This window comes from Mesorhizobium sp. WSM4832, assembly GCF_055811115.1.
On sequence record NZ_JBVVQH010000014.1, the window covers coordinates 152,612 to 175,064 of the forward strand.

Sequence of the window (22,453 nt, forward strand, 5' to 3'; positions counted from 1 at the left end):
GAGGCTCCGACTGTTACATCCGCGCCCTGGCCGAAGTGGGATCGTAGGGCGAATCCGCGATCACTTCGGCGACTTTCCATTCCCCGAGGATCGCAACGTCGAGCTTGGTGCCGGGCCTGGAAAACCGCTCCGGCAGCAGCGCCAGCGCCACATCGTGCCCGAGGGCGTAGCCATAGCCGCCGGACGTGATGCGCCCGACCAGCGCGCCGTCGCTATAGAGCCCTTCATTGGCAAGGGAGCTTGCGCCATCAGTGTCGATCTTGAGCGTCACCGAGCGGCGCTGGTCGTTGCGCTCCTTGTATTTCAGAACCGCGTCGCGCCCGACGAAATCGCCCTTGTCGAGGCGGATGAAACGCTCCAGCCCGCTCTCCATCGCGTTGAGCTCGGGGTTCATGTCGCGGTACATGGCGCGATAGGATTTCTCCAGCCTCAGCGACTCCAGCGCATGCAGCCCGACCAGCCGCATGCCGTGCTTCTCGCCCTCCCTCAGGATCGCGTCGAGCAATTGCCGCTGGTAGGGCAGGGGATGGTAGAGTTCCCAGCCGAGCTCGCCCTCATAGTTGACGCGCAGCAACCGCACGTCGCTGGCGAGAGCCACGCAGCCGGTCTTGACGCCGAACCAGGGAAAGCTTTCGTTCGACAGGTCGATCTCGGTCAGCGGCTGCAGCACCTCTCGCGCCTTGGGGCCAACAACCGTGAAGCATCCGCTGTCGTTGGTGGCGTTCTTCAGGCTCACGCTGCCGTCGGCGGGAAGCAGTCTCGAGAGGTCGTCGAAATTCCAGCGCTCGGCGCGCGGCGTCGAGATCAGGTAGAACGAGTCCTCGCCGAGACGCGCCACCATGTACTCCGCCTGCACGCCGCCCTTCGCCGTGAGGTGATGCGCCAGCGTCACCTTGCCGACCGCGGGCAGGCGGTTGGCGATGATCCTGTCCAGCCAGGCAGCTGCGTTCGGCCCCGACACCTCGAACTTGGTCATCGGCGTCATCTCGACAAGGCCGACGGCGTTGCGCACCGCCTGCACCTCCTCGCCGACGAAGTTCCCCTTGGGTGTCCAGCGCCAGCTATACTGGTCCTTGGCCTCGACGCCCTTGGGCGCGAACCAGTTCGGCATTTCCCATCCGTTGAGCACGCCCCAGACGGCGCCGAGCTCTGTCAATCGGTCATAGGAAGGCGCGGTCTTCTGCGGCCGCGCGGCGGGCATGTCCTGCCCCGGATATTTCTGTTCGGCATGCGTGCCCCAGGCCTCGCGCACCTTCTTGCGCGTCCATTCCTTGTTGGCGTAGTCGCCGAAGCGGCGCGGATCGAGGTCGGAAGTGTCGAGGCTGTTGCCGCCTTCGACGATCCGCTCCGACAGATAATAGCCGATCGTGCCGCCCCACAGGATGCCGCCCGGCACGCCTTCGGCCAGCCACACATTGGGCAGGCCCCAGGCCGGTCCCATCAGCGGCAGCTCGTCCGCCGTCATCTGGAAGGGGCCGCGCACGTTGGCCTTGATGCCGACGCGCCCTAGTGCCGGCACAAGCTGCAGCGCCTGCTCCCAGTTCCACGACACCGCCTCGAAATCCTCTTCCAGCAGATCGGCGCCGAACCACGAAGGAACGCCGTCCTCGGCGAACAGCTTCAGGTTAGCGGTGCGCTCGTAGGGGCCGAACATCAGCCCATCGCCTTCCTCGCGCAGATAGCCTTCGAAACCTTCGTCGCGCAGGATCGGCATTTCGGGCCGTCCCGCACGCTTGCGCTCCACCACTTCCGGCACCGCTTCGGTGATCCAGTACTGGTGCAGGATCGGGATCGCGGGGATGTCGAGGCCGAGCAGCGCGCCGGTCTGGCGCGCGTAATTGCCTGTGGCCGAGATCACATGCTCGCAGGTGATGTCGCCCTTGTTGGTCTCAACCAGCCATTCGCCGCCCGGCGTCCGCTTGAAACCTGTGACTTCGGTGTTGAGATAGACCTTGGCGCCCAGATCGCGCGCGCCCTTGGCCATGGCATTCGTCACGTCGGCCGGTGCGATATGGCCGTCGTCGGGATGGTAGAGCGCGCCGAGCATCTCTTTGTTGTCGAGCAGCGGCCAGAGCTTGCGCGCCTCGTCAGGCGTCAGCAACTGCGCCCGCATGTTCTGCACCTCGGCGACGCTCATATAGCTCTTGAACTCGTCGAGCCGGTCTCTCGAATTGGCGATGCGCAGCTGCCCGCATTTGTGCCAGCCGACCGGCTGCCCGGTCTCAGCCTCCAGACCCTCATAGATATCGATCGTCTTGTTGATCATCCGCCCGACATTGACGTTGCGGGCGTAGGACGGGATCAGCCCCGCCGCATGCCAGGTCGAGCCGGCCGTCAGCTGCGTGCGCTCCAGCAGCGCCACGTCGGTCCAGCCGCGCTTGGCCAGCCCGTAGAGGATGCCTGCGCCGACGCATCCCCCGCCGACGATCACCACCCGCGCATGTGTCTGCATCAAACCACCAATTTTCGACGGAGCTGAGAAAGATCGCGGTCGAAGCTACAGGCGAGAAAAGGCCGTGTAACGCCTTCAAAAATTAGGGGTCATGATAAGTTGGATTTATGCAGCGGGTCTTGCGGCTGGCTTGCGGCCTGCCGGCTTCACTGAGGCTGCCCGTCCTGCGCCGTCTCGTCCTTGAAGTCGACTTTCGTGCCCGGCTTGACCATGCCGGCGAGGTCTTCGGCGTCCCAGTTGGTCAGCCGGATGCAGCCATGCGAGAAGGTCGTCCCGATCTTGCCGGGATCGGGCGTGCCGTGGATGCCATAGCTCTCGATGGAGAGGTCGATCCATACCGATCCGACGGGGTTGTTCGGCCCCTTGGCAATGGTAAAGGGCCGCCTGGTCTTCACCCCCTTGAAGGCGAATTTCGGATTGTAGTGATAGGTCGGGTTGTGCACCACGCGCCTGACCTGCGCCGCGCCGCTCGGCGCCGGCTTTTCCTCGCTGCCGATCGAGGCTGGGTAGACCGCAATCGGCTTGCCCGACGAATCGAGGGCGCGCACCTGGCGGGATGCCTTGTCGACCTCGACGCTCTCTATCCCGGCAGGAGGATCGCCTCGACCGATGTCGGGCACGACCAGGCTGGTGCCAGCCTTCCTGTAGCCGATTTTGGGATTGAGTTGGCTCAGCACTTGTTCACTGACGTGGAAACGCTCCGCCAGTTCCTCCCGTGCGTTGCGATAACCGAGGCGCTTCAGATGGGCCATCCGCTCCATGCGAGCCGGGATGTGCCTGGTGAAAGGTCCGCGCACATCCTTGGCCGCAATCTCGTAGTTTGTCAGCACCGGCCCGGCGAAGGTGGCCGCGAGCTTGTCCCAGGTCTCCCGCGTGAGCTTGCCGTCGGAGGGCAGTCCGTTCGCAGCCTGGAAGGCCGCGACGGCCTTGGTGAAATTGTCGGAAAGGCGGCCGTCGATCAGGCCGGGGGAGAAACGGGCCCGATCCAGAAGGATCTGCGCCTTGAGCAGCATCGGATCGACGCCATGGGGCTCGCCGTCGCTGAATTGCGCTTGGTTGACCGCATCGAGGTCCAGCTTTGCAGCTCGCGTCCCACCGCAGGCGAATGCGAGCGCCAGCGCGACGACAAGAAGGAACCTGGCCACCGACGTCACTCCCGAATCGAGACAAGAACCTGTCTCTATGACGCGGCACGGCCGATCCGGTTCCTGTCGCGGGCAGCCGCCCGAAGGTCATCATGTGTAAACTCCCTCCCATATATGTTTGAATTTTAAGCCAGAAATCAGTTTCCAAGAACGCGGAGAGGTGGCATTATCATCTCAGGGCCTACGCATCTTCTCATTCCATGGCCCCTCCTCCTGGTAACCGGCGGCACCCCAACGCCCCCCACCCGCGCCGTCGGTTGCCCTGTTCAAGGACCCGGCGGAGCCCGCCAGCCGAGTTGGCTGGCGAGGAAGGCGGCATCGCCGAAGAGCAGATTTGATCAGGGGGACCGTAGCCTCTTTGCCGCCAGATACATCAACGCGGAAGCCGCGCGATTGCGATCCCAGCCGGCTGCTTCGTTCAGTATCTTGATCCAGGCCGCCGGGATATCCGGCGCCCCCGTCTGGTCTTCGCTATGAGGTAAAGATGATGATGGCGGCGGCCGGCCGGCCGCCGCTCGTTTCCAGCGACGTCAGACGTGTCTCGGTCGCACTTTTCCCGAAAGCAGGGGCATTGCGCCGTCCTCGAGCAGAATGTCTTTCTTGCGGGCAAAGGCTATGAAAACGCCTCTTGCAGTCTCGACGTCGACATCTCCGGCCAATGCGGCTTTGCAGGCACGGATCGCCGCCTTCTGTTCCGGGCTGTTGCCACACCAATCGACCGCGAACTGATAGGCGTCGGCGACCGTGTTGAGCTGGCGTGGAAAGCCGAGTCCGACCCATACCCGGACTGGCTTTTCAAAGGGTTGGGATAGCATCGTGAACTCCTCCTCTCACGTTGCCTAAACAGCCATTCCGCCACCTTGGCCGCGGTTGCCGATCATCCAGGGCAAGGCTGCTGTAACTTCCTCATGGATTCTGGCCGACCTTGCGAAGCCGCAAAACGCTTCCCTGGCGGCCGACAGCGGGTAGGTGCCGTCAAACGCTCTTTGGCATGCGCGCAGAGCGGTTTCATAGATGTTGCCGCGTCGGTTTTTGGGCCATTCGTAGAGAAATTCCAAGGCGTCCTCCAGGCACGCGATTTCCTGGACGAGACTGTTTCCGCTCTTAACGAAAACAGGGCTGTCGAATATCCGGTCGTTCATAAGATCCTCCAAGTCGAACGAACATTTGAGTTTGCAATGGGCGTGGCCGATTGCGGCCGCCCGCCAAAAAATATTGGTTGCCAATTTCGGCCGTCAAGATACCCGTCGCCGGCGTCGAAGAGAGCAAGACCGTGAGGTCGGATTGGGGGGATGAATTTGATAAGGTGCGGTCGGCAAATCGTTTGAAAACCGACGATCCCGTGGGTTGCCTTTTCGAGACGATAAGAGCCGGCGACGCCTGCATTGGCCGCTGAACTCAGCTCGGCTCGATCTCCGAAAACAGCCAGTCCCGAAACGCCTTCACCTTGCGCTGGCGGATCGCTTCCGGCGGGTAGACCAGGTAGAAGCTGGAGACGGCCTTCAGCGCGTGGTCGAAAGGCCGGACCAGCCTGCCGGAGGTGAGGTCGGCGGAAACCAGCATGGTCCGGCCAAGCACCACGCCTTCGCCTTGAACAGCGGACTCCACCGCGAAGGTGGCGGAATCGAAGGTGAGGCCGCTGTTGGCGTCGACGCCTTCGACTCCGGCGCTGGCCAGCCACGCCGCCCAGTCGATCCGGTAGCCGTCGCGGATCAGCGTGTGGTGCTTGAGGTCCTGCGGCGTCCTGAGCGGATGCGGCCCTTCGAGCAGCTTCGGGCTGCAGACGGGAAACACCTCCTCGCCGGTAAGGAATTCCGAGGTCAGCCCATGATAGTGGCCGGCGCCGTAGCGGATGGCGACGTCGATGCCGTCGCCGCGGAAATTGGTCAGCCTGCCGGTGGTCGAGACACGCACGTCGATGTCGCCATGCGCGCGGTGGAAACGGTAGAGCCTCGGCACCAGCCATTTTCCGGCAAAGCCATCCGAGGTGCTGACGTTCAATGTCGAGCCGGAATGGCGCGAGGTTGCCGCTTGCGTCGCCAGAGCGAGCTGGTCGAGCGCCTCGCGCACGGCAACCGCATAAGGCTCGCCGACGGGGGTGAGCCGCACCGAGCGCGTCGCCCGCTCGAACAACTGCACGCCGAGCTGGTCCTCGAGATGCTTTACCGCCCGGCTGATCGCGCCATGGGTCAGGTTGAGCTCGTCCGCGGCCCGCGAAAAGTTCAGATGCCGGGCGGCGGCCTCGAAGGCCGGCAAGGCGTTGAGCGGCGGCAGTCTGCGTGTCACGACGAAAGCCATTTGTGAGTTATGGTAACAAATACTTGCCAAATTTTGGTTTGTCCAGCGAGCTTTTTCTGGCCAAAAATCCTCACAGCATTTGTGATCAAAGCTCACTCAAGATCGAAACCTGCGAGGACAATATGGCTACCGTTCATCCCTTCCTCTGGTTCAACCTCGACGCCGAAGCGGCGCGCGCCTTCTATCTGTCGGTTTTCAAGAATAGCCGGGCGCTGGAGACCATCGAGTTCACCGACAAGCCGCATGCGATCTTCGACTTCGAGCTCGAAGGCCTGCGTCTCACCGCGCTCAACGCCGGCGGGGTGCCGCCCTTCAACGAGCGGATCTCGCTCTATATCGAAACCAGGGACCAGGCCGAGACCGATTATTACTGGAATGCGCTGACCGCCGGCGGCGGCTCGGAACAGCCCTGCGGCTGGCTGAAGGACAAGTTCGGCGTCTACTGGCAGGTCATCCCCAGTGAGGCGCTGCGACTGATGAGCGACCCGGATCGCGCGAAGGCCGGCCGGGCGCGTCAGGCGATGTATTCGATGAAGAAGATCATCCTCGCCGACATCGCAGCCGCCCACGCCGGCCGCCAAGCCTGATTTCTACCCAGCACTCAAAGACGGAGATGACCCATGGCCAAGCTCCCCGTGGCTTCACTCAACGGAAAGAAGATCATTGTCGTCGGCGGCAGCTCCGGCATCGGCTTCGGTGTCGCGGCCGCCGCGCTTGAAGACGGTGCCGAAGTCGTGATCGCCGGCCGCTCGGCGCAAAAGCTGAAGGCCGCCGAAAAGCGGCTCGGCATGGCAGGGCGCCTGACGGGCATCGCCGCCGACATGGCGAACGAGGCCGACGTCGCCCGTCTGTTCGAGGAAACCGGCGCCTTCGATCATCTGGTGGCGACGGCCGGCACGCCGCCGCCCAATTATCCGATCGGCGAGACCGACATGGAATTCGTGCGCCAATTCGTCGACGGCAAGCTTATCGGCGCGGTGATGCTCGCCAAGCATGCCGCACGCATGCTGAACAAAGGCGGCTCGATGATCTTCACCTCCGGCATCAACAAGGACCGCCCGCCGGTCCCCGGCGGCTCCGTCGTCTCGGCGGTCGCCGGCTCGTTCAGCTATTTCGCCCGCGCCCTGGCGCTGGAACTTGCGCCGACCCGCGTCAACATCGTCTCGCCCGGCTGGGTGGACACCGAGATGTGGGACGAGATCGTCGGCGAGGCCAAGGCGGGCTATTTCGACCAGATGGGCACCCGCATTCCATCGGGCAGGATCGCCAAGCCCGCCGATATCGCGCCCGCCTATCTCTATTTGATGCAGAACGAATTCATGACCGGCGAGACCATCCATATCGACGGCGGGCAGAGGCTGGTGTGAGCCGGCAAGGCAGGAGCTTCGGTTTGAAGCTCCGGCTCCAGCCATTGCCGTCCGTCGTCGCCGCGGGCCGCTTGCCGGGCCTTCGCTGAACAATGGCATTCTTGGCGGAACGCTAATATAGATGGCGCTCGAACGAGCGGCGCCTCGGCGCCGAGGAACGCCATGCGAAGGGTCATCGTCACAGCCATGTGCCTAGCCGTCATGACGGGCGCCAATGCGCATGACTGGTACGAAAACAAGGTCGACCCGGTAACGAACTTGAAATGTTGCGGCGGCAGGGATTGCCGCCCCATACCGGAGTCCTCGGTGCAGTCCAGGGCCGACGGCGGCTACGTTTATGTGCCCGATGGTTTCAACATCTCGCCAGACCGCGTGCAGGAATCGCCGGACGGCCAATACCACATCTGCGAGAACCATTACGTCATAACCAACCAGCCCTATCTGCGCTGCTTCTTCGCGCCACGGCTTAAGGTCTCACGGCTGCTCGAGCGATAGACTCAATACCTAGGTCGGCCATCAATGCTCAGTCGGACGCTCAGCCAGCGAGTATCCGAAATAGTCCATGATTTCCTGCGCCTCACCTGCGTCGAAGCGGCAAGCGGCGCGCCGACTCAGCTCCTATGACGCAGCGAGTCGACGATCACGGTCATCGCCGGCGAGAGCTGCCGCCGGCTCGGATAATAGAGATGATAGCCGGCGAAGGGCGGGCTCCAGTCGTTGAGCACCAGCGACAGGCGTCCCTCGGCAATATGGCGGCTGACGAGGTTTTCCGGCACATAGGCGATGCCGTAGCCGCAGATCGCGGCATCGATCATGGGAAGGGTCGAATTGAAGGCGAGCTGGCCTTCCACCCGCACCCTGAGGTCCCGGCCTTCCTTGCCGAATTCCCAGGCATAGAAGCCGCCGAACGTGGCCTGGCGCAGGTTGATGCAGTCGTGCCCAACCAGATCCTGGGGTGTCCTTGGGGCAGGGCGGCGGGAAAAATAGTCCGGCGAAGCGACGGCCACCAGCCTCCAGTCCGGGCCGATCCGCACCGCGATCATGTCGCGGTCGACGCTTTCGCCGAGCCGCACGCCGGCGTCGAAGCGCTCTTCCACGATGTTTCGCATGCCGTTATCGCTGTAGAGCTCGATCCTGATATCCGGATAGTCGCGAAGCACCGGCTCGAGCTTCGGCCAGACGACCGTCTGCAGCGCATGGTCCGACAGCGTGATGCGGACCGTTCCGGAGGGCTTGTCGCGGAAGGCGACCAGGCTCGAAAGGTCGGACTCGATCCCTTCGAAACGGGGCGCGAGCGACTGGTAGAGCCGCTCGCCCGCGTCCGTGGGTGCCACGCTTCGTGTCGTGCGGGTCAGCAGCCGCACGCCGAGCCGCGCCTCGAGCTGCTTGATGGTGGCGCTGAGCGTAGACTGTGACGTGCCGAGTTCCGCCGCCGCCTTGGTGAAGCTGCGCTCCCGGGCGACAGCCAGGAACCACAGCAGATCCTTCATGTCGTCGCGCTGCATCGGCATCTCCTGAACGATCATTTATATCACAAACCGATAAGTTCATGCGGATTATTCGGTCTAATCGAACGGGCTGCCTTGCCATATCTTGCCGGCATGTCTTGGCGGCCACTGCCCGCCCTGCTGCCCCTCAAGGATGCCCGCTATGGATACAACCTACGACATACAGCTTGTCGAAGACCGCGCCGCACGGGGCGCGGTGCTGTCAATGGCTCTATGCGTTTCCGTCCTCATCGCGTCGGAATTCATGCCGGTCAGCCTGCTGTCGCCGATCGCCGCGGATCTCGGCATCACCGAGGGCCGCATGGGACAGGCGATCTCGATTTCGGGCGCCTTGGCCGTTGTGACCAGCCTGCTGGTCGCCGGCCTCACGCACCGGATCGACCGCCGGCTGGTCGTGGCCGGCTTTACTGTGCTCCTGATCGTTTCCGGGCTCGCTGTCACCTTCGCGCCGAACTACGCGTTCCTCATGGCTGGCCGGGCGCTGCTCGGCATCGCGATCGGCGGCTTCTGGTCGATGTCGACCGCGATCGTCATGCGCCTCGTGCCGGAAGACATGGTTCCGAAGGGCCTCGCGATGCTGAACGCGGGCAATGCCATTGCGGCCACCGTTGCCGCGCCGCTGGGCAGCTTTCTCGGCGCCTATGTCGGCTGGCGCGGCGCTTTCTTCCTCGTCGTGCCGCTCGGGCTTCTGGCGCTGGTCTGGCAGTGGACCAGCCTGCCGGCACTGCCCCCGCGCCGGAGGAAGCGTCCAGGCAATCCGCTGGTGCTGCTCGGCCGTCTTCCAGTCGCCATCGGCATGGCGTCGATCATGATGCTGTTCATGGGCCAGTTCGCGCTTTTCACCTATCTGCGGCCCTTCCTCGAGAGCGTGACCCGCCTCGATATCGCCGCGCTATCGGCAATCCTGCTGGCGATGGGGCTGGCGGGCGTGGCCGGCACCTGGTGCATCGGCCGGCTTTTGCGCTCGCGCCTGTTCAGCATCCTTATCGTCATCCCGCTGGTCATGGCCGCGCTGGCCGTTGCGCTCATCGCTCTCGGGGCATTGCCGGTCCCTACAGCGCTTCTGCTCATTGGCTGGGGCTTCTTCGGCACGGCCGCGCCCGTTGGTTGGGGCACGTGGCTCAGCCACACGTTGCCTAACGACGCCGAGGCCGGCGGTGGGCTGCAGGTGGCTGTCATCCAGCTCGCCATCGCCGGCGGCGCGGCGATCGGCGGCACGCTCTTCGATACGGTCGGCTGGTGGGGTGCATTCAGTTTCGGCGCGGTGATGCTCGGCGGATCAGCGCTTGCCGCCTTTGCCGCGTCGCATTTGGCCCGGAGGTCCTTGCCATGACGATCGAGCGTGCGACGCTCAGCCGCCGGACATTGCTCGGCGCCGCGCTCGCGGTGGCGGCCCTGCCGCGCGCGGCCGCCAGCCAAGAGGGCAGGGACCCAGCCAACCAGGAGCCCACTGACATGAAGATCAGGATGATTTTCAACGGCCGCACCATGACCGCCACGCTCTACGACAATCCGTCGGCACGCGACTTCTTCTCCATGCTGCCGCTCGACCTCAAGATCGAGGATTACGCGCATAACGAGAAGATCGCCTATCTGCCGCGCAAGCTGACGGAGGAGGGCAGCGGCCCGTTCGCCAATGAGCAGCCTTACGACCTCTGCTATTTCATGCCTTGGGGCAATCTGGCCATGTTCTACGCCGACTATCGCCATCCCGGGCTGATCAGGCTCGGCCGCTTCGACGAGGGCGAGCGGGCCCTGCATAGCCGCGGCAAGTTTCCGCTTCGCATCGAACGCATTTGAGGACGCAAAAGGAGATCACCATGGATATTCTTCGCGCAGGCACGAGGCCTTCCGGCAAAGGACCGGCCGACTGGTTCACCGGCACGGTGCGGATCGACCCGCTCTTCAATCCCTTCGACGCCGCCCGGGTCCAAGGCGCCCAGGTGACCTTCGAGCCGGGCGCCCGCACCGCCTGGCACACGCATCCGCTCGGCCAGACGCTGATCGTCGTCTCTGGCCGTGGCCGCGTCCAGCGCGACGGCGGCCCGGTCGAGGAAATCCGGCCGGGCGATGTCGTCTGGTTCGCGCCCGGCGAAAAGCACTGGCACGGCGCGTCACCCGAGACCGCCATGACCCACATTGCCCTCCAGGAGGTCAAGGACGGCAAGGTCGCGGACTGGCTGGAACATGTCAGCGACGCCGACTACGGCGCCTGACCCCATTACTTGAAAGGAATCGAAATGCTCGCAACCGTTCTTCATAAGCCCGGCGACATCCGCTGCGAGGAAATCGCCGACCCGAAAATTCTGCGGCCGACGGACGCCATCATCAAGCTCTCGGCCAGCTGCATCTGCGGCTCGGACCTTTGGCCCTATCGCGGGCTGCAGCCGGTCGACGGTCCGATGCACATGGGTCACGAATATTGCGGCATCGTCGTCGAGGTCGGCGCGGAGGTGCGCACGGTCCGTCCCGGCCAGTTCGTCGTCGGCTCGTTCTGCCTTTCCGACAACACCTGCCCGCATTGCCGCTTCGGCTTCCAATCGTCCTGCGAGCAGCGCGAGTTCATGTCGGGCGCGCAGGCGCCTTACGCCCGCGTGGCGCTGGCCGACGGCACGCTGGTCGCCACCGCCGAGGTGCCATCGGCCGAACTCATCCCCGACCTGCTGGCCGTGTCCGATGTGCTCGGCACCGGCTGGTATGCCGCCGACGCGGCCGAGGTCCGCGAAGGATCGACGGTGGTAGTGGTCGGCGACGGCGCGGTCGGCCTGATGGGCGTGCTCGCGGCCAGGGAGATGGGCGCCGAGCGCATCATCGCCATGAGCCGGCACGCGAGCCGTCAAAAGCTCGCCCGCGAGTTCGGCGCGACCGACATCGTGGCCGAACGCGGCGAGGAAGGCATCGCGCGCATCAAGGACCTCACGGGCGGCGTCGGTGCGGATTCGGTGCTGGAATGCGTCGGCACGGGAGAATCCTTCGACCAGGCGTTGGCTTGCTCGCGGCCCGGCGGCACCATCGGCTATGTCGGCGTGCCGCATGGGGTGAACTTCGACGGCCAAAAACTGTTCTTCGGCCAAAAGCGCATGCTGGGCGGTCCGGCGCCGGTACGCCGCTTCCTGCCTGACCTGATGGAGCGCGTGCTGCAAGGCCGCATCAAGCCCGGCAAGGTCTTCGACCTCAAGCTGCCGCTGGCCGAGGTCGCCGAAGGCTACCGCGCCATGGACGAGCGCCGCGCCGTCAAGGTCATGCTTTCGGTGTGAGGCTGCGGTGGGTCGGCGCGGCCAGCCTCAGCGCTGGGGCACCTCGGCCCACAATTTTTTGGCGAAGCCGCGCTTGTCGAGCGCCCACGCAGCACCGGCGACCACCGCCTTGCCGTTCCGGCATTTGTAGGAATAGACGGCGTCGTGACCGGTCGCGAAGGCCGGCACGACGTCTTCATTCGGGTTGGTCTTGCAGAACTCGTCGGCGCCGGGATTGTCGCGCGCGGCATTCATCTTGGCGCAGGGCAGGTTGGCGCCGATAAAGCAGGCCAGCAGCTTGCCGTTCATGCAGCGATAGTTGGCCTGCGTCTGCAACTCGGACTCCTCCGGCGCGGCCTTGGCATCCGGGAACAGTTTTTTGAACGCCTTGACCGTGCCGGCATGGAGCTCGTGCGAATAGGGGCGGACGGTGTCGTCGTTCTTCACCTGCCGGCAGAGCTTGTAGAGGTCCTGCGCAGGCGCCGCCGTAGCGGTCGCAGGCGCCGCCGTAGCGGTCGCAGGCGCCGCCGTAGCGGTGGTCGCAGGCGCCGCGTTGGTGCTGCCGGCGGCCATAAGGAACACTGAAGCCAACAGCAGCGTCGGTGCAAAAAGGCCGGTTGCCGAAAGGCGAAATGCGGTCATGGTGACCTCCTCAGGCTCGTCGGAGCAAAACCCTCAGACAACCGTTAGACCCAATAAGCGCATCCCAAGGAAGAGGGAAGCATGGCACAAATCATCGACAAACAGAAACCTCTCACCTTCCGCTTCGCCGATGACGGGCTGGTCCCCAACCATCCGCGCTGGCCGATGCTTGTCTATCCCGGCGCGGTGGAACTGCCGGACGACGTCGATCCGGCTGCCGTCTTCGAGGATATTTTCGGCGCGAATGGCTGGGGCAACAGCTGGCGCAACGGCATCTACGGCTTCGTCCATTATCACTCGCGCATCCATGAGGTTCTGGGCATCGCGCGCGGTACCGCCGAGGTCCGCTTCGGCGGCGACAAGGGCAAGGTGCTCAAGGTCAAGGCGGGCGACGTGGCGGTCCTGCCGGCCGGCGAGGGCCACCAGCGCCTGTCCGCCACCGCCGATCTGCTCGTCGTCGGCGCCTATCCGCCTTTCGGTACATATGATCTGTGCCGGAGCCCGGAGCAGCACGCCGATGCGCTGCGCGCGATCCCGAAGGTCGGTCGTCCCGACAAGGACCCGGTCTATGGCGGCGGTGGACCGCTGCTTAAGGCATGGAGCGAAGGCTGAAATGGCAAGGATCGTCGCCATCGAGCATCTGACCCTGGACGGCGTCTTCCACGCGCCGGCGCGTGCCGACGAAGACATGCGCAACGGTTTTACGCATGGCGGCTGGGGCATTCCGGGCAGCGATGCGAAGATGCAGGAGGTCATCGGCGGCGCCATGGCCGGCGGCTGGTCGCTGCTTGCCGGCCGGACGACTTATGAAGATCTCCACGAAGCCTGGGCCGTCCGCCAGCCGGCCAATGCGATGACCACGGCGCTAACCGGCGCCCGCAAATTCGTCGCCTCGCATGACGCCGGCTATCAACCGCGCTGGGAGAATTCGACGCTGCTTGCCGGCGAGGCGGGGCAGACCGTGCGTGCGCTCAAGCAAGGTCACGACAAGGCGCTGATCATGTTCGGCAGCGGCAAGCTGCTGCGCGCGCTGATGCGGCGCGGCCTGGTCGATGAATTGGTGTTGATGGTCCACCCGCTGGTGCTGGGTGATGGCTTCCGCCTGTTCGAGCCGGGGCAGCCGCCTTCGACAATGAAACTGTCGAGCCATGTCGCGACCGCAACGGGCGTGGCGATCCTCACCTACGCACTCGACGCCAGGGATGTAGCCGAACGGCCGGAGTAAAAGCCGGGACGCTTGGCCCGCCGCCTACGGATAGTGTGTCTTCTTCGGCGCGTCCGTTTGCGGATCGAAGTCCAGCGCTTTCGGCAGCGGCAGGCTCGAGCATTGCAGATGCACATTGCGGGCGAACAGCTTTCGCTGCTGCCGCTCATGTTCCTTGACCGCCGCCACCAGCCCCATGCTGTAGGGGCCAACCAGCACGCCGAAGCCCCAGCCGGGATGCTCCTTCTCGCGGACGGCATATTCCGAAGCCGCCGTGCGGGCCTGCTGGCATTCCGGCGATGCCCATTTCGGATCCTGCTGCGAAAGCGAGGCGCCATAGTCGACCGGGGAGGACGCGCATCCAGCCACTGCCGCGCTCAGCGCGACGATCGTCGCAATTCTCATCGTTTGAGTCCCCACTAATTTAGGGCAGACACTACACGGAGCGCGTCTTCGCACAAGCGAGATAGTCGAGCGCGGATGGGAGGACCGGACAGCCGCCGTCGCTGTCCTTCGAGGCGCGTTCTCGAAATTTTTAGCGTCCCGTTCCGTTTCCACCCACCGTTTCGTCCTTGGTTTCGTCTGTTACAGAAAAGGAGAGCCGCAATGGCTGGAATGGTCGTTATCTACAAGCAGCCGGCTGACGCGAAAGCGTTCGACAAGCACTATTTCGAGACGCACATACCTCTGGCCAAGAAGATTCCGGGTCTCAGGAAATACGAGGTCAGCCAGGGGCCCATCACGGTGGTGGCCGGACCATCCGATGTCTACCTGATCGGGACGCTGCATTTCGACGATCTCGACGCCATGAAGAAGGGTTTCGCGAGCCCGGAGGGAAAAGCGGCCGGGACGGATCGCCGCCTTTACGCACCCGACGAGTCAGGCATTCAGATGTTCCTCTTCGACAGCAGGGAGGTCTGAGTCGCTCCGCTGCGGCCGTCTTCATCGCACCGCTCAGAACCTGCGGCTGAGATAGGCCGACCCGCCGAGGCCGAACCGCCACTCGAACTCCACCGCCTTGGTAAGGCCGATCCGGCGGCCGCAGACGATCGCGGCCGGATCGGTCCGCGACGGGGCAAACTCGAAGGGGCGCGCGCTCAGCGAAAGCCGATTGTGCGAGCCGTCGATGCCGAGCGCCTGGCAGAGCTTGCCCGGACCCGAGCAGAGCAGCCGCTCGTCATCGGTTCCGCGCCGGCCGCGCATCCGGGCTATGCCGGATTGCGGCTGGATCGCGCGGATCAGCACCGCGCTGCCCGGCAGGCACACCGCATTGAGGCACCAATGCAGGCCGTAGGAGCGGTACACGTAAGCGCTGCCGGGCGCGCCATACATCGGCGCGTTGCGCTCCGTGCGGCCGCGATAAGCGTGCGAGGCGGGATCGTCCGGGCGGTAAGCCTCGGTCTCGACGATGATGCCGCCGACACCGCCGAGCGCAAGCGTGGCGCCAACCAGCGCACGCGCCACCACGAGCGCGTCGCGGGCGAAGAAATCGGGCTCAGGCGGCATGACGGCGGATGCTTGTCAGATAGGCCATGATCATCCTGCGGTGCTGGTCGCCAGTTCGTTCAGCGTAAGGTGGGGCGTCCTCCGGCGTGGTTTGCCGCGATCGCCGTTGCCGGCTACTGGCGCACGGGCCTTCTCGCCACGGCAAAGATAATTCGTCCTATCACAATGCCGATCAGGCCGGCCGCCGCTTTCAGGAGGGCATCCTGGAGACGGGCATGCCGGCCGGGATCGATCACCTGCAGCAGTTCCAACACGCCGGCCGCGGCGCAGACAAACAGCATCGTCTGCGTCAGGCGGGAGGGGAATCCCAAGGCCAGGGCAAGACCGAACAGGATATAGGCCAGCGCGCGTTCCATGTTCACCTCGCCTAGGTGCGGGCGCATGTCGATAGGCGAGAGCGTAGCGAAGGTGATGGCCGCGAGCAGGATGAGCGCAGCAATACGGGAGATCAAGGTCATTGCGAGCTCATACATTCGCCAAGCCGGCATAACAATATGGGCACTTGGCATCGAACGGCCACGCGACGTGCTTTAGGCGTGGTGTCGGCGTGCAATCATTCCCGACACCTCTCCCTTCGGTTGCATACCAGCAGCCGAATGGCTGACTTGAAGGGTAGATTTGATGTGGAGCATTGTAAGAGGGCCAGCGATGGTCCTCGGCCCGACTGCCCGGCTTTCCATAGGGCCCTTCATGCAGTCGGGCCACCCGCTGGCTGGCGCTTGCCACAAGCGGGTCTGGCATCTTGAACACCATGGCGGGTTGGCGATGACAGTTGTTTCCTTTTCCCATCCGGTCAACGTGTTTGTCGGGCTTGGCTTCCCTTGTGAGATATCGTCCGTGATAGAAGCTTGTCATGTCCTGGACGAATGGTCCGGCAGCCGCACGTCGACCTACACAGCCACAGCGGCTGCCTGTCACGCTGCCTTGGCCGGCATGAGCGATGTGGAATCGGCGCGAGCCGCCTTCGAGGCTTTCGCCCGGGCACGAGGCATCCTTGCCCCGGATACGCCCGAACCGTCGGCTGCGGACAGCCAGATCGGTTCAGTGTTTCCGTGAATTGACGCCGGCCGCTATTTTCGGATCGGCTGGGCGGTCCACCGGGCCGAAAAGTGCGGCGCACGCCCTTTCTTCAAGCGATCAACCCAGCAGATTGCGCGCCGCGCGCATGAAGATCCGCGAGCCGATCGGGATCAAATCGTCGGGAAAATCATAGTCGGGGTTGTGCAGGGAAGGGTGCCTTTCGCCGGCGCCGAGGAAGAACATCGCCGATCTGGCGCTGTGGCCGAAAATGCCGAAATCCTCCGAGGCGCGCATCGGCAGCGTCTCCTCGCTGCGCGAAACACCTTCCTCGTCGAGCGCGCGGTTGAGATGTTCGACTGCGTCCGGCGCGTTGACGCTGGCGACGAAGATCTCGTGATAGTCGAAGCGCACCGCAAGACCGTGTGCGGCGGCGATCTTTCCGGCCAGCGCTTCCGCGGCGGCGACCAGCTCCGCCATGCGCTCGTCGCGCCTTGTGCGCAGCGTCGCCCACACTTCCGCATAGCCCGGCGCGATGCCGAACACGGCTTCGCCCATCGCGCAATGGGTGACGGTCACCATGCCGAAATCCTCATCAGTGAAGGTACCGCGCCCGAGCGCGGGCAGCGCCGGCATCAGCTCGCTCACCGCCGGCATCGGCGAGGTGCCGGTTTCGGGCATCGAGGAATGCGCGGTCTTGCCTTCGAGCACGATGCGCATGCCGCGCGAGGCGCAATTGACGGTGCCGGCTTTCAGCCGCACCTCGCCGAATGGCACGCCGGGCAGATTGTGCAGCGAGAAGGCGAAGTCCGGCGCGATCTCGCCAAAGCGCGGATCGGCGACGACGCCGGCCGCGCCATTGCCGGTCTCCTCGGCCGGCTGGAACATCAGCACGACACGGCCGCGCGCCGGCCTGTCGCGCCCGAACTGGCGGCCGAGCGCGGCGAGGATCGCGGTGTGCCCGTCATGGCCGCACATATGCGACTTGCCCGGCACCTGAGAGGAATGCTCGACGCCCGAAAGCTCCTCGATCGGCAGCGCGTCGAGCTCCGAGCGGAACAGCACCGTCGGCCCGGCCTGTCCGCTGTCATAAACCGCCGCCACGCCATGCCCGCCCAGACCCGTCAGCACTTTGTCCGGCCCAGTATCGGCGAGGAAGGCGACCACTTCCGTGGCGGTCTTTTCTTCCTCATTCGAGATTTCCGGTTGCCGGTGCAGCTTGCGGCGCCATTCCGTAAGCTCGACGATGTCGCGATTGGTCAGGGTCATGGGTTGGAGCTCCGCTTGGCTTTCCCGCTCACACAAACACGATAGGGTTTTTCTCGCGCCGTGCCATGCGGATCAATTCCGATAGTCCATCGGCGGATACGCTGATATCTGGATGGCGAGCATGATGGAACATCGTTCGGGGGCGAGCCGAGTGAAATCCTTAACAGGATTTTCATCCCGCTCGCCTAACCACTAGGACCATGACAAGGCATGACGAGCGGCTGGTTGCAGGCCCCTCTTCGGAGGGTCGCAGCGAAGCCGTGGAAGCCGGCATCCTGCGCGATCAGCTCGCCGAGCTGAGCAAGTGCGTCTTCATCTCGATGCCTGTCGGCACGGTGCTGTCGGCCCTGATCCTGGCGGTGCAGCTCTTGTCGGGCGGCGGCCTTGCCGCGGTGACGTGGTTTACCGCGATCGCCCTGATAAATGGCGCGCGCGTGGTGCTTGCGGTGGCCCAGTCGGGCGCGGCCGACGGCCGGCCGGAGGCAGCCGGCGCCCGGCTTTCCGTCTATGGCCTGCTGGCGCTGGCGTCGGGCGTCGCCTGGTCTTTCCTGGCGCTGCTGAGCGACGGATACACCACGGCCCAGACGCCGCTTTATCTGATCGTGCTGGCCGGCACGGCGGCCGGTGCGGTCACCTACGGCAGCTCCTACGCGCCGGCTTCGATCAACTTCATCACACTGCCGCTTCTCACCGCCGCCGCCTGTGTGCTGGCCAAAGGCGGCGTCGAAAATTACGTGCTCGCCTTCACCATCCTGCTGTTCCTTGGCGGCATGATCAGAAGCGCGCTTCTGGGACAATCCCGCTTCCGCGAGACGAGCCGTCTCAAATACGAGGCGCGCGAGTTCGCCGCCGAGATGGAGCGCAACTCCCGGCGCGACCCGCTGACGAATCTGCTCAACCGGTATGGGCTGGAGCAGGCGATCGCCAGGCTCGGACTTTCCGACGGCCCGTTCGTGGCCATGCTGATCGACCTCGACGGCTTCAAATCCGTCAACGACACCTATGGCCACAACATCGGCGACGACCTCCTGGTCAAGGTGGCGCGCAGGATCGAGGACCACGCCCCGCAAGGCGCGACGATCGCGCGCATCGGCGGCGACGAGTTCGTGCTGCTTTTCCCGGCGGGTGAAACCCGGCAGCCGGCGGGCGAGCTGGCATCCGCCATCATCGCGGCCATCGCCAATCCGGACCCGGAGCTGAACTCGGTACGCGTCGGCGCGTCGATCGGCATCTATCAGGCGGAAAAGCCGCGCTTGACGGAAATGCTGCTCAAGGCCGATTTCGCGCTCTATGCGGCCAAGCGCGGCGGCCGCAACGAACACTGCCTCTTCGACGCCGAACTCGACGCAGCGCTGGAGCGCAAGAACTGTATCGAGCGCGACCTGCGCGGCGCCATCGAAGCGGGCCGGCTCTGCTCCTGGTTCCAGCCGCTGGTGAGGCTCGACACCGGCGCGGTGGTCGGCTTCGAGGCGCTGCTGCGCTGGCACCACGACATCCATGGCGCCATCTCGCCGCCCGAGATCGTCACCGCCGCGCGCGAAACCGGCCTGCTTTCGCTTCTGACCGAGACGGTGTTCCGCAATTGCTGCGCCATGATCGCGGAGCTGGTGAGACAGGGACGCCTGGATGTCCGGGTCGCGATGAACCTCTCGCCGCGCGAGCTCGAGGCCGGCAATGTCGACGACATGATCCTGGACGGGCTGAAGGCGAGGAATATGCCCGCCGCGATGCTCGAGATCGAGATCACCGAAGAAGCGCCTGTCGACCGCGCCAGGGTCGACGAAAAGGTCGGGCGCCTGGCGGATGCGGGCATATCGATCGTTCTGGACGATTTCGGCACCGGCTTCTCGACCCTGGTTTCGTTGAAGGACAGCCGCATCCGCAAGATCAAGATCGACAAGGATTTCGTCCGCGACCTGGCGAAATCGGTGGAGGACCAGGCGCTCGTCGAGGCGGTCATCGGCCTCGGCCACACGCTGGGCATCGAGGTGATGGCCGAGGGCGTCGAGACCGACGCTGACCGCATGATCCTGCGTTCGCTGGGCTGCGTGATTGCGCAAGGTTATCTGTTTTCGGCGGCACTTCCGATGCGCGACGCGCTCGCCTTCGACGCGGCCGGCAAGTCCGCCGCCGAAGCTCATTTCGAGCCGCGGCGCAATCCCCGGAGCGGCAACGCCGCCTGAACGGCCGCCTGCGCCGGGCAGCGCTCGCGTGAAACCTTTTGATTTTTGGGCCGTTGTCGCGCGATGCCCCCGGCCAAGCACAAACCGAAACCGGCCGACAGCGCCACGCAGCGCGGTGCAGGCAAGCCGCGCCCGGCAAAGCCGCGCCACGAGAAGCTGCGCCAGTCGAAACCGCGTGGCACCCCGAAGCCGCCCCCGGAGAAGACGCAGCAAGACAAACCTCAAGAAGACAGGCTGAAAGAGGACAAGGCGCGGCAACGCAAGCCGCGGGCCGGCGAGAGCCCCGAAGAAAAGGCCCCCGCCGACGCCGCGCCGGAGGCCATCGGCCATGCCGGAGCGCCGCCGCCGGAGGCCATCGAGCCCGGTCCGCGACTGACGCCCGAAGAGACCGAGCGGGCGCGCAAGAGATATCTTCTGCGGCGCTTCTGGATCAGCGGGCGCGGCTATTGGGGTTTTCGCGGCGACAGGCTCGCCTGGCCGCTGACGATCGGGCTCCTGGTGCTGATCTGCGTCAATGTCGGCTTCCAGTACGGCATCAACCGCTGGAACCGCGCGATCTTCGACGCCATCGAGCTGCGCGACGCCCACACCGTCTATGTCTTGAGCGCCATCTTCCTGCCGCTGGTCGCCGGCAGCATCAGCCTGGTCGTGGCCCAGGTTTACCTGCGCATGACCATGCAGCGCCGCTGGCGCTCCTGGCTGGCCACGGCGGTCGTCCAGCGCTGGCTGGCCAGCGGCCGCTACTACCAGCTCAACCTCGTCAAGGGCGACCACGCCAACCCCGAGGCCCGGCTGACGGAGGATCTGCGCATCGCGACGGAATCGCCCGTCGATTTCATCGCCGGCGTCCTCAATGCCTTCCTGTCGGCGTCGACCTTCATCGTCGTGCTGTGGACCATCGGCGGCGCGCTGAGCTTCACGCTGGGCGGCTCGACCATCACCGTGCCCGGCTTCCTCGTCGTCACCGCGGTCATCTATGCGGCGATAACCTCGACCTCGATGTTCACCATCGGCCGCCGCTTCGTCCAGCTTTCCGAGGACAAGAACCAGGCCGAGGCCGAGTTCCGCTACGTGCTGACGCGCGTGCGCGAAAACGGCGAGAGCATCGCCCTGCTCGGCGGCGAGGAGGAGGAGAATGCCGGCATCGACCGCACCTTCGCCGGCGTGCTCGGCCGCTGGGCGCGGCTCACCGGCCAGCACATGCGCACCGCGCTGGTCTCGCAGGTCTCCAGCCTGTTCGCGCCGGTCGTGCCGGTGCTGCTTTGCGCGCCGAAATTCCTCGACGGCTCGATGACGCTCGGCCAGGTCATGCAGGCGGCCTCCGCCTTCGCTATCGTGCAAGGGGCCTTCGGCTGGCTGGTCGACAATTATCCGCGCCTTGCCGACTGGAACGCATCGGCCCACCGCATCGCCTCGCTGATGATGTCGCTCGACGGGCTGGAACGCGCCGAGGAGAACGACAGGCTGGGCCGCATCCAGCGCGGCGAGACCGCAGACGGCGCCATGCTCAGCCTCAACAACCTTTCCGTGACGCTCGACGACGGTACCTCGGTGGTGAAGGAAACCGAGGTCGAGATCGAGCCCGGCGAGCGCGTGCTGGTCTCGGGCGAATCCGGCACCGGCAAGTCGACGCTGGTGCGCGCCATCGCCGGCCTGTGGCCCTGGGGCAGCGGCAGCGTCGATTTCCACCCCGGCAAGCGGCTGTTCATGCTGCCGCAGCGCCCCTACATCCCGTCCGGCACGCTGCGCCGCGCCACCGCCTATCCCGCCGCCGCCGACAATTGGAAGACGAAAGAGATCGACGCCGCCCTCGACAAGGTCGGCCTCGCCTATCTGAAGGACCGGCTGGAGGAAGAGGCGCCCTGGGACCAGACGCTGTCGGGCGGCGAAAAGCAGCGCCTGGCCTTCGCCCGCCTTTTGCTGCACGCGCCCGACATCGTCGTGCTCGACGAAGCCACCTCGGCGCTCGACGAGAAGAGCCAGGACAAGATGATGCAGACGGTGATCCAGGAACTGCCCAGGGTCACCATCATCAGCGTCGCCCACCGCGCCGAGCTGGAGGCGTTCCACACCCGCAAGATAACGCTGGAGCGGCGCGAAGGCGGGGCGCGGCTGGTCAGCGACGTCGATCTGGTGTCGAGGAAGAAGAAGCGTGGCTTGATCCAGCGGGCGCTGTGGGGAAGTGGCGCGAATGGTAATAAGGGGTAGGGGGCGCTCCGAGGTTGCGCGCAATCGCGGAGGTCGACCCCCCACTCCGTCTCGGCTTCGCCGAGCCACCTCTCCCCCGATCGACGGGGTAGAGGAAAGGCGCCAGGCTTTTTGCCGTCAACGCTCGTCCAGCAAGGCTCCGTTCCTTTCCCTCCGGAGGGGGAAAGGTGGCGCTGCGAAGCAGCGACGGATTGGGGGAACCACGTGGCAATCAAGCCTCGGCCCGATCAGTCACGCCAGTCACAGAAAATGTGTGCATGCCGTAGACAAAGTGGGGGAGAGGTGGCTCGGTGCGGAGCGCCGAGACGGAGCGGGGCAGCGCCGGCGTCTGCGATGTGGCACCCGTCTCCGCGCCTACCGGCAACCCTTGACGCCCACCGCCGCCGCAGCCTCTAATCGCCACAGGCCGACAGGGAGG

At 65.0% G+C, this 22,453-nt stretch carries 24 protein-coding genes; 13 read left to right on the forward strand and 11 right to left on the reverse strand.

Annotation, left to right across the window (positions count from 1 at the left end; translation table 11 throughout):
- Nucleotides 1–13: 13 nt before the first annotated feature.
- The 5 genes from AC0L2L_RS20535 to AC0L2L_RS20555 all read right to left on the reverse strand — a co-directional run bounded on the left by AC0L2L_RS20535 (nt 14) and on the right by AC0L2L_RS20555 (nt 5,883).
- Nucleotides 14–2,452, reverse strand: a complete 2,439-nt coding sequence (locus tag AC0L2L_RS20535; RefSeq protein WP_473580659.1) for a GcvT family protein — start codon at nt 2,450–2,452, stop codon at nt 14–16.
- A gap of 146 nt (nt 2,453–2,598) precedes the next feature.
- The gene (locus tag AC0L2L_RS20540) at nt 2,599–3,597 is read right to left on the reverse strand and encodes a L,D-transpeptidase family protein (protein WP_473580661.1); all 999 of its coding nucleotides are present in this window, start codon (nt 3,595–3,597) and stop codon (nt 2,599–2,601) included.
- Nucleotides 3,598–4,127: 530 nt separating this feature from the next.
- Nucleotides 4,128–4,412 (reverse strand): DUF982 domain-containing protein, encoded by a 285-nt coding sequence (locus AC0L2L_RS20545; RefSeq protein ID WP_473580663.1) that lies wholly within the window; start codon nt 4,410–4,412, stop codon nt 4,128–4,130.
- Nucleotides 4,413–4,436: 24 nt separating this feature from the next.
- Entirely contained in the window at nt 4,437–4,739 is a 303-nt protein-coding gene (locus AC0L2L_RS20550; RefSeq protein ID WP_473580665.1) for a DUF982 domain-containing protein, read from the reverse strand.
- Between the two features lie 256 nt (nt 4,740–4,995).
- Nucleotides 4,996–5,883: a transcriptional regulator GcvA gene (locus AC0L2L_RS20555; RefSeq protein WP_473580667.1), complete on the reverse strand. Its 888-nt coding sequence runs from the start codon at nt 5,881–5,883 to the stop codon at nt 4,996–4,998.
- A gap of 134 nt (nt 5,884–6,017) precedes the next feature.
- On the opposite strand from AC0L2L_RS20555, the gene AC0L2L_RS20560 reads away from it, so the two are divergent.
- The 3 genes from AC0L2L_RS20560 to AC0L2L_RS20570 all read left to right on the forward strand — a co-directional run bounded on the left by AC0L2L_RS20560 (nt 6,018) and on the right by AC0L2L_RS20570 (nt 7,757).
- Nucleotides 6,018–6,482: a VOC family protein gene (locus AC0L2L_RS20560; protein ID WP_473580669.1), complete on the forward strand. Its 465-nt coding sequence runs from the start codon at nt 6,018–6,020 to the stop codon at nt 6,480–6,482.
- A gap of 33 nt (nt 6,483–6,515) precedes the next feature.
- Nucleotides 6,516–7,262 carry an SDR family oxidoreductase gene (locus AC0L2L_RS20565; RefSeq protein WP_473580670.1) on the forward strand — a complete coding sequence of 249 codons (747 nt, stop codon included), beginning with the start codon at nt 6,516–6,518 and terminating at the stop codon, nt 7,260–7,262.
- A gap of 162 nt (nt 7,263–7,424) precedes the next feature.
- A complete protein-coding gene (locus tag AC0L2L_RS20570) occupies nt 7,425–7,757 on the forward strand; it encodes a hypothetical protein (protein WP_473580672.1) in 333 nt (110 codons plus the stop codon).
- Nucleotides 7,758–7,873: 116 nt separating this feature from the next.
- On the opposite strand, the gene AC0L2L_RS20575 is transcribed toward AC0L2L_RS20570, so the two are convergent.
- Complete coding sequence (locus AC0L2L_RS20575) at nt 7,874–8,767, reverse strand: LysR family transcriptional regulator (protein WP_473580674.1); 894 nt, start codon at nt 8,765–8,767, stop codon at nt 7,874–7,876.
- A 145-nt stretch (nt 8,768–8,912) separates the two neighbouring features.
- On the opposite strand from AC0L2L_RS20575, the gene AC0L2L_RS20580 reads away from it, so the two are divergent.
- The 4 genes from AC0L2L_RS20580 to AC0L2L_RS20595 are packed head-to-tail and all read left to right on the forward strand — an operon-like array spanning nt 8,913 to nt 12,027.
- Nucleotides 8,913–10,103 (forward strand): MFS transporter, encoded by a 1,191-nt coding sequence (locus AC0L2L_RS20580; protein WP_473580676.1) that lies wholly within the window; start codon nt 8,913–8,915, stop codon nt 10,101–10,103.
- Nucleotides 10,100–10,570 carry a cyclophilin-like fold protein gene (locus AC0L2L_RS20585; protein ID WP_473580678.1) on the forward strand — a complete coding sequence of 157 codons (471 nt, stop codon included), beginning with the start codon at nt 10,100–10,102 and terminating at the stop codon, nt 10,568–10,570. Before AC0L2L_RS20580 ends, AC0L2L_RS20585 begins: the two co-directional genes overlap by 4 nt.
- A 20-nt stretch (nt 10,571–10,590) precedes the next feature.
- The gene (locus tag AC0L2L_RS20590; protein ID WP_473580680.1) at nt 10,591–10,986 is read left to right on the forward strand and encodes a (R)-mandelonitrile lyase; all 396 of its coding nucleotides are present in this window, start codon (nt 10,591–10,593) and stop codon (nt 10,984–10,986) included.
- Between the two features lie 24 nt (nt 10,987–11,010).
- Nucleotides 11,011–12,027, forward strand: coding sequence for a zinc-dependent alcohol dehydrogenase family protein (locus AC0L2L_RS20595; RefSeq protein ID WP_473580682.1), 1,017 nt, complete (start codon nt 11,011–11,013; stop codon nt 12,025–12,027).
- Nucleotides 12,028–12,054: 27 nt separating this feature from the next.
- Here the strand turns inward: AC0L2L_RS20595 and AC0L2L_RS20600 are convergent, their stop codons facing one another.
- Entirely contained in the window at nt 12,055–12,648 is a 594-nt protein-coding gene (locus AC0L2L_RS20600) for a hypothetical protein (RefSeq protein WP_473580684.1), read from the reverse strand.
- Between the two features lie 81 nt (nt 12,649–12,729).
- On the opposite strand from AC0L2L_RS20600, the gene AC0L2L_RS20605 reads away from it, so the two are divergent.
- Nucleotides 12,730–13,260 (forward strand): cupin, encoded by a 531-nt coding sequence (locus AC0L2L_RS20605; RefSeq protein WP_473580686.1) that lies wholly within the window; start codon nt 12,730–12,732, stop codon nt 13,258–13,260.
- Between the two features lies 1 nt (nt 13,261).
- Entirely contained in the window at nt 13,262–13,873 is a 612-nt protein-coding gene (locus tag AC0L2L_RS20610; protein ID WP_473580688.1) for a dihydrofolate reductase family protein, read from the forward strand.
- Nucleotides 13,874–13,897: 24 nt separating this feature from the next.
- Here AC0L2L_RS20610 and AC0L2L_RS20615 read toward each other — a convergent pair whose 3' ends face one another.
- Nucleotides 13,898–14,257, reverse strand: coding sequence for a hypothetical protein (locus AC0L2L_RS20615; RefSeq protein ID WP_473580690.1), 360 nt, complete (start codon nt 14,255–14,257; stop codon nt 13,898–13,900).
- A 201-nt stretch (nt 14,258–14,458) separates the two neighbouring features.
- Between AC0L2L_RS20615 and AC0L2L_RS20620 the strand changes: the two genes are divergently transcribed.
- On the forward strand, nt 14,459–14,773 hold the full coding sequence (locus AC0L2L_RS20620) for an EthD family reductase (RefSeq protein ID WP_473580691.1): 315 nt from the start codon (nt 14,459–14,461) through the stop codon (nt 14,771–14,773).
- Between the two features lie 33 nt (nt 14,774–14,806).
- Here AC0L2L_RS20620 and AC0L2L_RS20625 read toward each other — a convergent pair whose 3' ends face one another.
- Together AC0L2L_RS20625 and AC0L2L_RS20630 are read right to left on the reverse strand one after the other, a co-directional pair.
- Nucleotides 14,807–15,358 (reverse strand): DNA-3-methyladenine glycosylase, encoded by a 552-nt coding sequence (locus tag AC0L2L_RS20625; RefSeq protein ID WP_473580693.1) that lies wholly within the window; start codon nt 15,356–15,358, stop codon nt 14,807–14,809.
- 113 nt (nt 15,359–15,471) lie between these two features.
- Nucleotides 15,472–15,816, reverse strand: a complete 345-nt coding sequence (locus AC0L2L_RS20630; RefSeq protein ID WP_473580696.1) for a VanZ family protein — start codon at nt 15,814–15,816, stop codon at nt 15,472–15,474.
- 190 nt (nt 15,817–16,006) lie between these two features.
- Between AC0L2L_RS20630 and AC0L2L_RS20635 the strand changes: the two genes are divergently transcribed.
- Complete coding sequence (locus tag AC0L2L_RS20635) at nt 16,007–16,414, forward strand: DUF982 domain-containing protein (protein ID WP_473580698.1); 408 nt, start codon at nt 16,007–16,009, stop codon at nt 16,412–16,414.
- Between the two features lie 81 nt (nt 16,415–16,495).
- On the opposite strand, the gene AC0L2L_RS20640 is transcribed toward AC0L2L_RS20635, so the two are convergent.
- Complete coding sequence (locus AC0L2L_RS20640) at nt 16,496–17,644, reverse strand: amidohydrolase (RefSeq protein WP_473580699.1); 1,149 nt, start codon at nt 17,642–17,644, stop codon at nt 16,496–16,498.
- A gap of 200 nt (nt 17,645–17,844) precedes the next feature.
- Here AC0L2L_RS20640 and AC0L2L_RS20645 point away from each other — a divergent pair, with 200 nt between their 5' ends.
- Together AC0L2L_RS20645 and AC0L2L_RS20650 are read left to right on the forward strand one after the other, a co-directional pair.
- Entirely contained in the window at nt 17,845–19,827 is a 1,983-nt protein-coding gene (locus AC0L2L_RS20645; RefSeq protein ID WP_473580701.1) for a putative bifunctional diguanylate cyclase/phosphodiesterase, read from the forward strand.
- A 63-nt stretch (nt 19,828–19,890) separates the two neighbouring features.
- On the forward strand, nt 19,891–22,035 hold the full coding sequence (locus AC0L2L_RS20650) for an ATP-binding cassette domain-containing protein (protein ID WP_473580703.1): 2,145 nt from the start codon (nt 19,891–19,893) through the stop codon (nt 22,033–22,035).
- Nucleotides 22,036–22,453 lie beyond the last annotated feature (418 nt).

Coding starts and splice junctions, on each gene's coding strand:
- AC0L2L_RS20535 (WP_473580659.1), bottom strand. CDS start 2,452: ATGCAGACACATGCGCGGGTGGTGATCGTCGGCGGGGGATGCGTCGGC.
- AC0L2L_RS20545 (WP_473580663.1), bottom strand. CDS start 4,412: ATGCTATCCCAACCCTTTGAAAAGCCAGTCCGGGTATGGGTCGGACTC.
- AC0L2L_RS20550 (WP_473580665.1), bottom strand. CDS start 4,739: ATGAACGACCGGATATTCGACAGCCCTGTTTTCGTTAAGAGCGGAAAC.
- AC0L2L_RS20560 (WP_473580669.1), top strand. CDS start 6,018: ATGGCTACCGTTCATCCCTTCCTCTGGTTCAACCTCGACGCCGAAGCG.
- AC0L2L_RS20565 (WP_473580670.1), top strand. CDS start 6,516: ATGGCCAAGCTCCCCGTGGCTTCACTCAACGGAAAGAAGATCATTGTC.
- AC0L2L_RS20570 (WP_473580672.1), top strand. CDS start 7,425: ATGCGAAGGGTCATCGTCACAGCCATGTGCCTAGCCGTCATGACGGGC.
- AC0L2L_RS20575 (WP_473580674.1), bottom strand. CDS start 8,767: ATGCAGCGCGACGACATGAAGGATCTGCTGTGGTTCCTGGCTGTCGCC.
- AC0L2L_RS20580 (WP_473580676.1), top strand. CDS start 8,913: ATGGATACAACCTACGACATACAGCTTGTCGAAGACCGCGCCGCACGG.
- AC0L2L_RS20585 (WP_473580678.1), top strand. CDS start 10,100: ATGACGATCGAGCGTGCGACGCTCAGCCGCCGGACATTGCTCGGCGCC.
- AC0L2L_RS20590 (WP_473580680.1), top strand. CDS start 10,591: ATGGATATTCTTCGCGCAGGCACGAGGCCTTCCGGCAAAGGACCGGCC.
- AC0L2L_RS20595 (WP_473580682.1), top strand. CDS start 11,011: ATGCTCGCAACCGTTCTTCATAAGCCCGGCGACATCCGCTGCGAGGAA.
- AC0L2L_RS20600 (WP_473580684.1), bottom strand. CDS start 12,648: ATGACCGCATTTCGCCTTTCGGCAACCGGCCTTTTTGCACCGACGCTG.
- AC0L2L_RS20605 (WP_473580686.1), top strand. CDS start 12,730: ATGGCACAAATCATCGACAAACAGAAACCTCTCACCTTCCGCTTCGCC.
- AC0L2L_RS20610 (WP_473580688.1), top strand. CDS start 13,262: ATGGCAAGGATCGTCGCCATCGAGCATCTGACCCTGGACGGCGTCTTC.
- AC0L2L_RS20615 (WP_473580690.1), bottom strand. CDS start 14,257: ATGAGAATTGCGACGATCGTCGCGCTGAGCGCGGCAGTGGCTGGATGC.
- AC0L2L_RS20620 (WP_473580691.1), top strand. CDS start 14,459: ATGGCTGGAATGGTCGTTATCTACAAGCAGCCGGCTGACGCGAAAGCG.
- AC0L2L_RS20625 (WP_473580693.1), bottom strand. CDS start 15,358: ATGCCGCCTGAGCCCGATTTCTTCGCCCGCGACGCGCTCGTGGTGGCG.
- AC0L2L_RS20630 (WP_473580696.1), bottom strand. CDS start 15,816: ATGACCTTGATCTCCCGTATTGCTGCGCTCATCCTGCTCGCGGCCATC.
- AC0L2L_RS20635 (WP_473580698.1), top strand. CDS start 16,007: ATGGTCCTCGGCCCGACTGCCCGGCTTTCCATAGGGCCCTTCATGCAG.
- AC0L2L_RS20640 (WP_473580699.1), bottom strand. CDS start 17,644: ATGACCCTGACCAATCGCGACATCGTCGAGCTTACGGAATGGCGCCGC.
- AC0L2L_RS20645 (WP_473580701.1), top strand. CDS start 17,845: ATGACAAGGCATGACGAGCGGCTGGTTGCAGGCCCCTCTTCGGAGGGT.
- AC0L2L_RS20650 (WP_473580703.1), top strand. CDS start 19,891: ATGCCCCCGGCCAAGCACAAACCGAAACCGGCCGACAGCGCCACGCAG.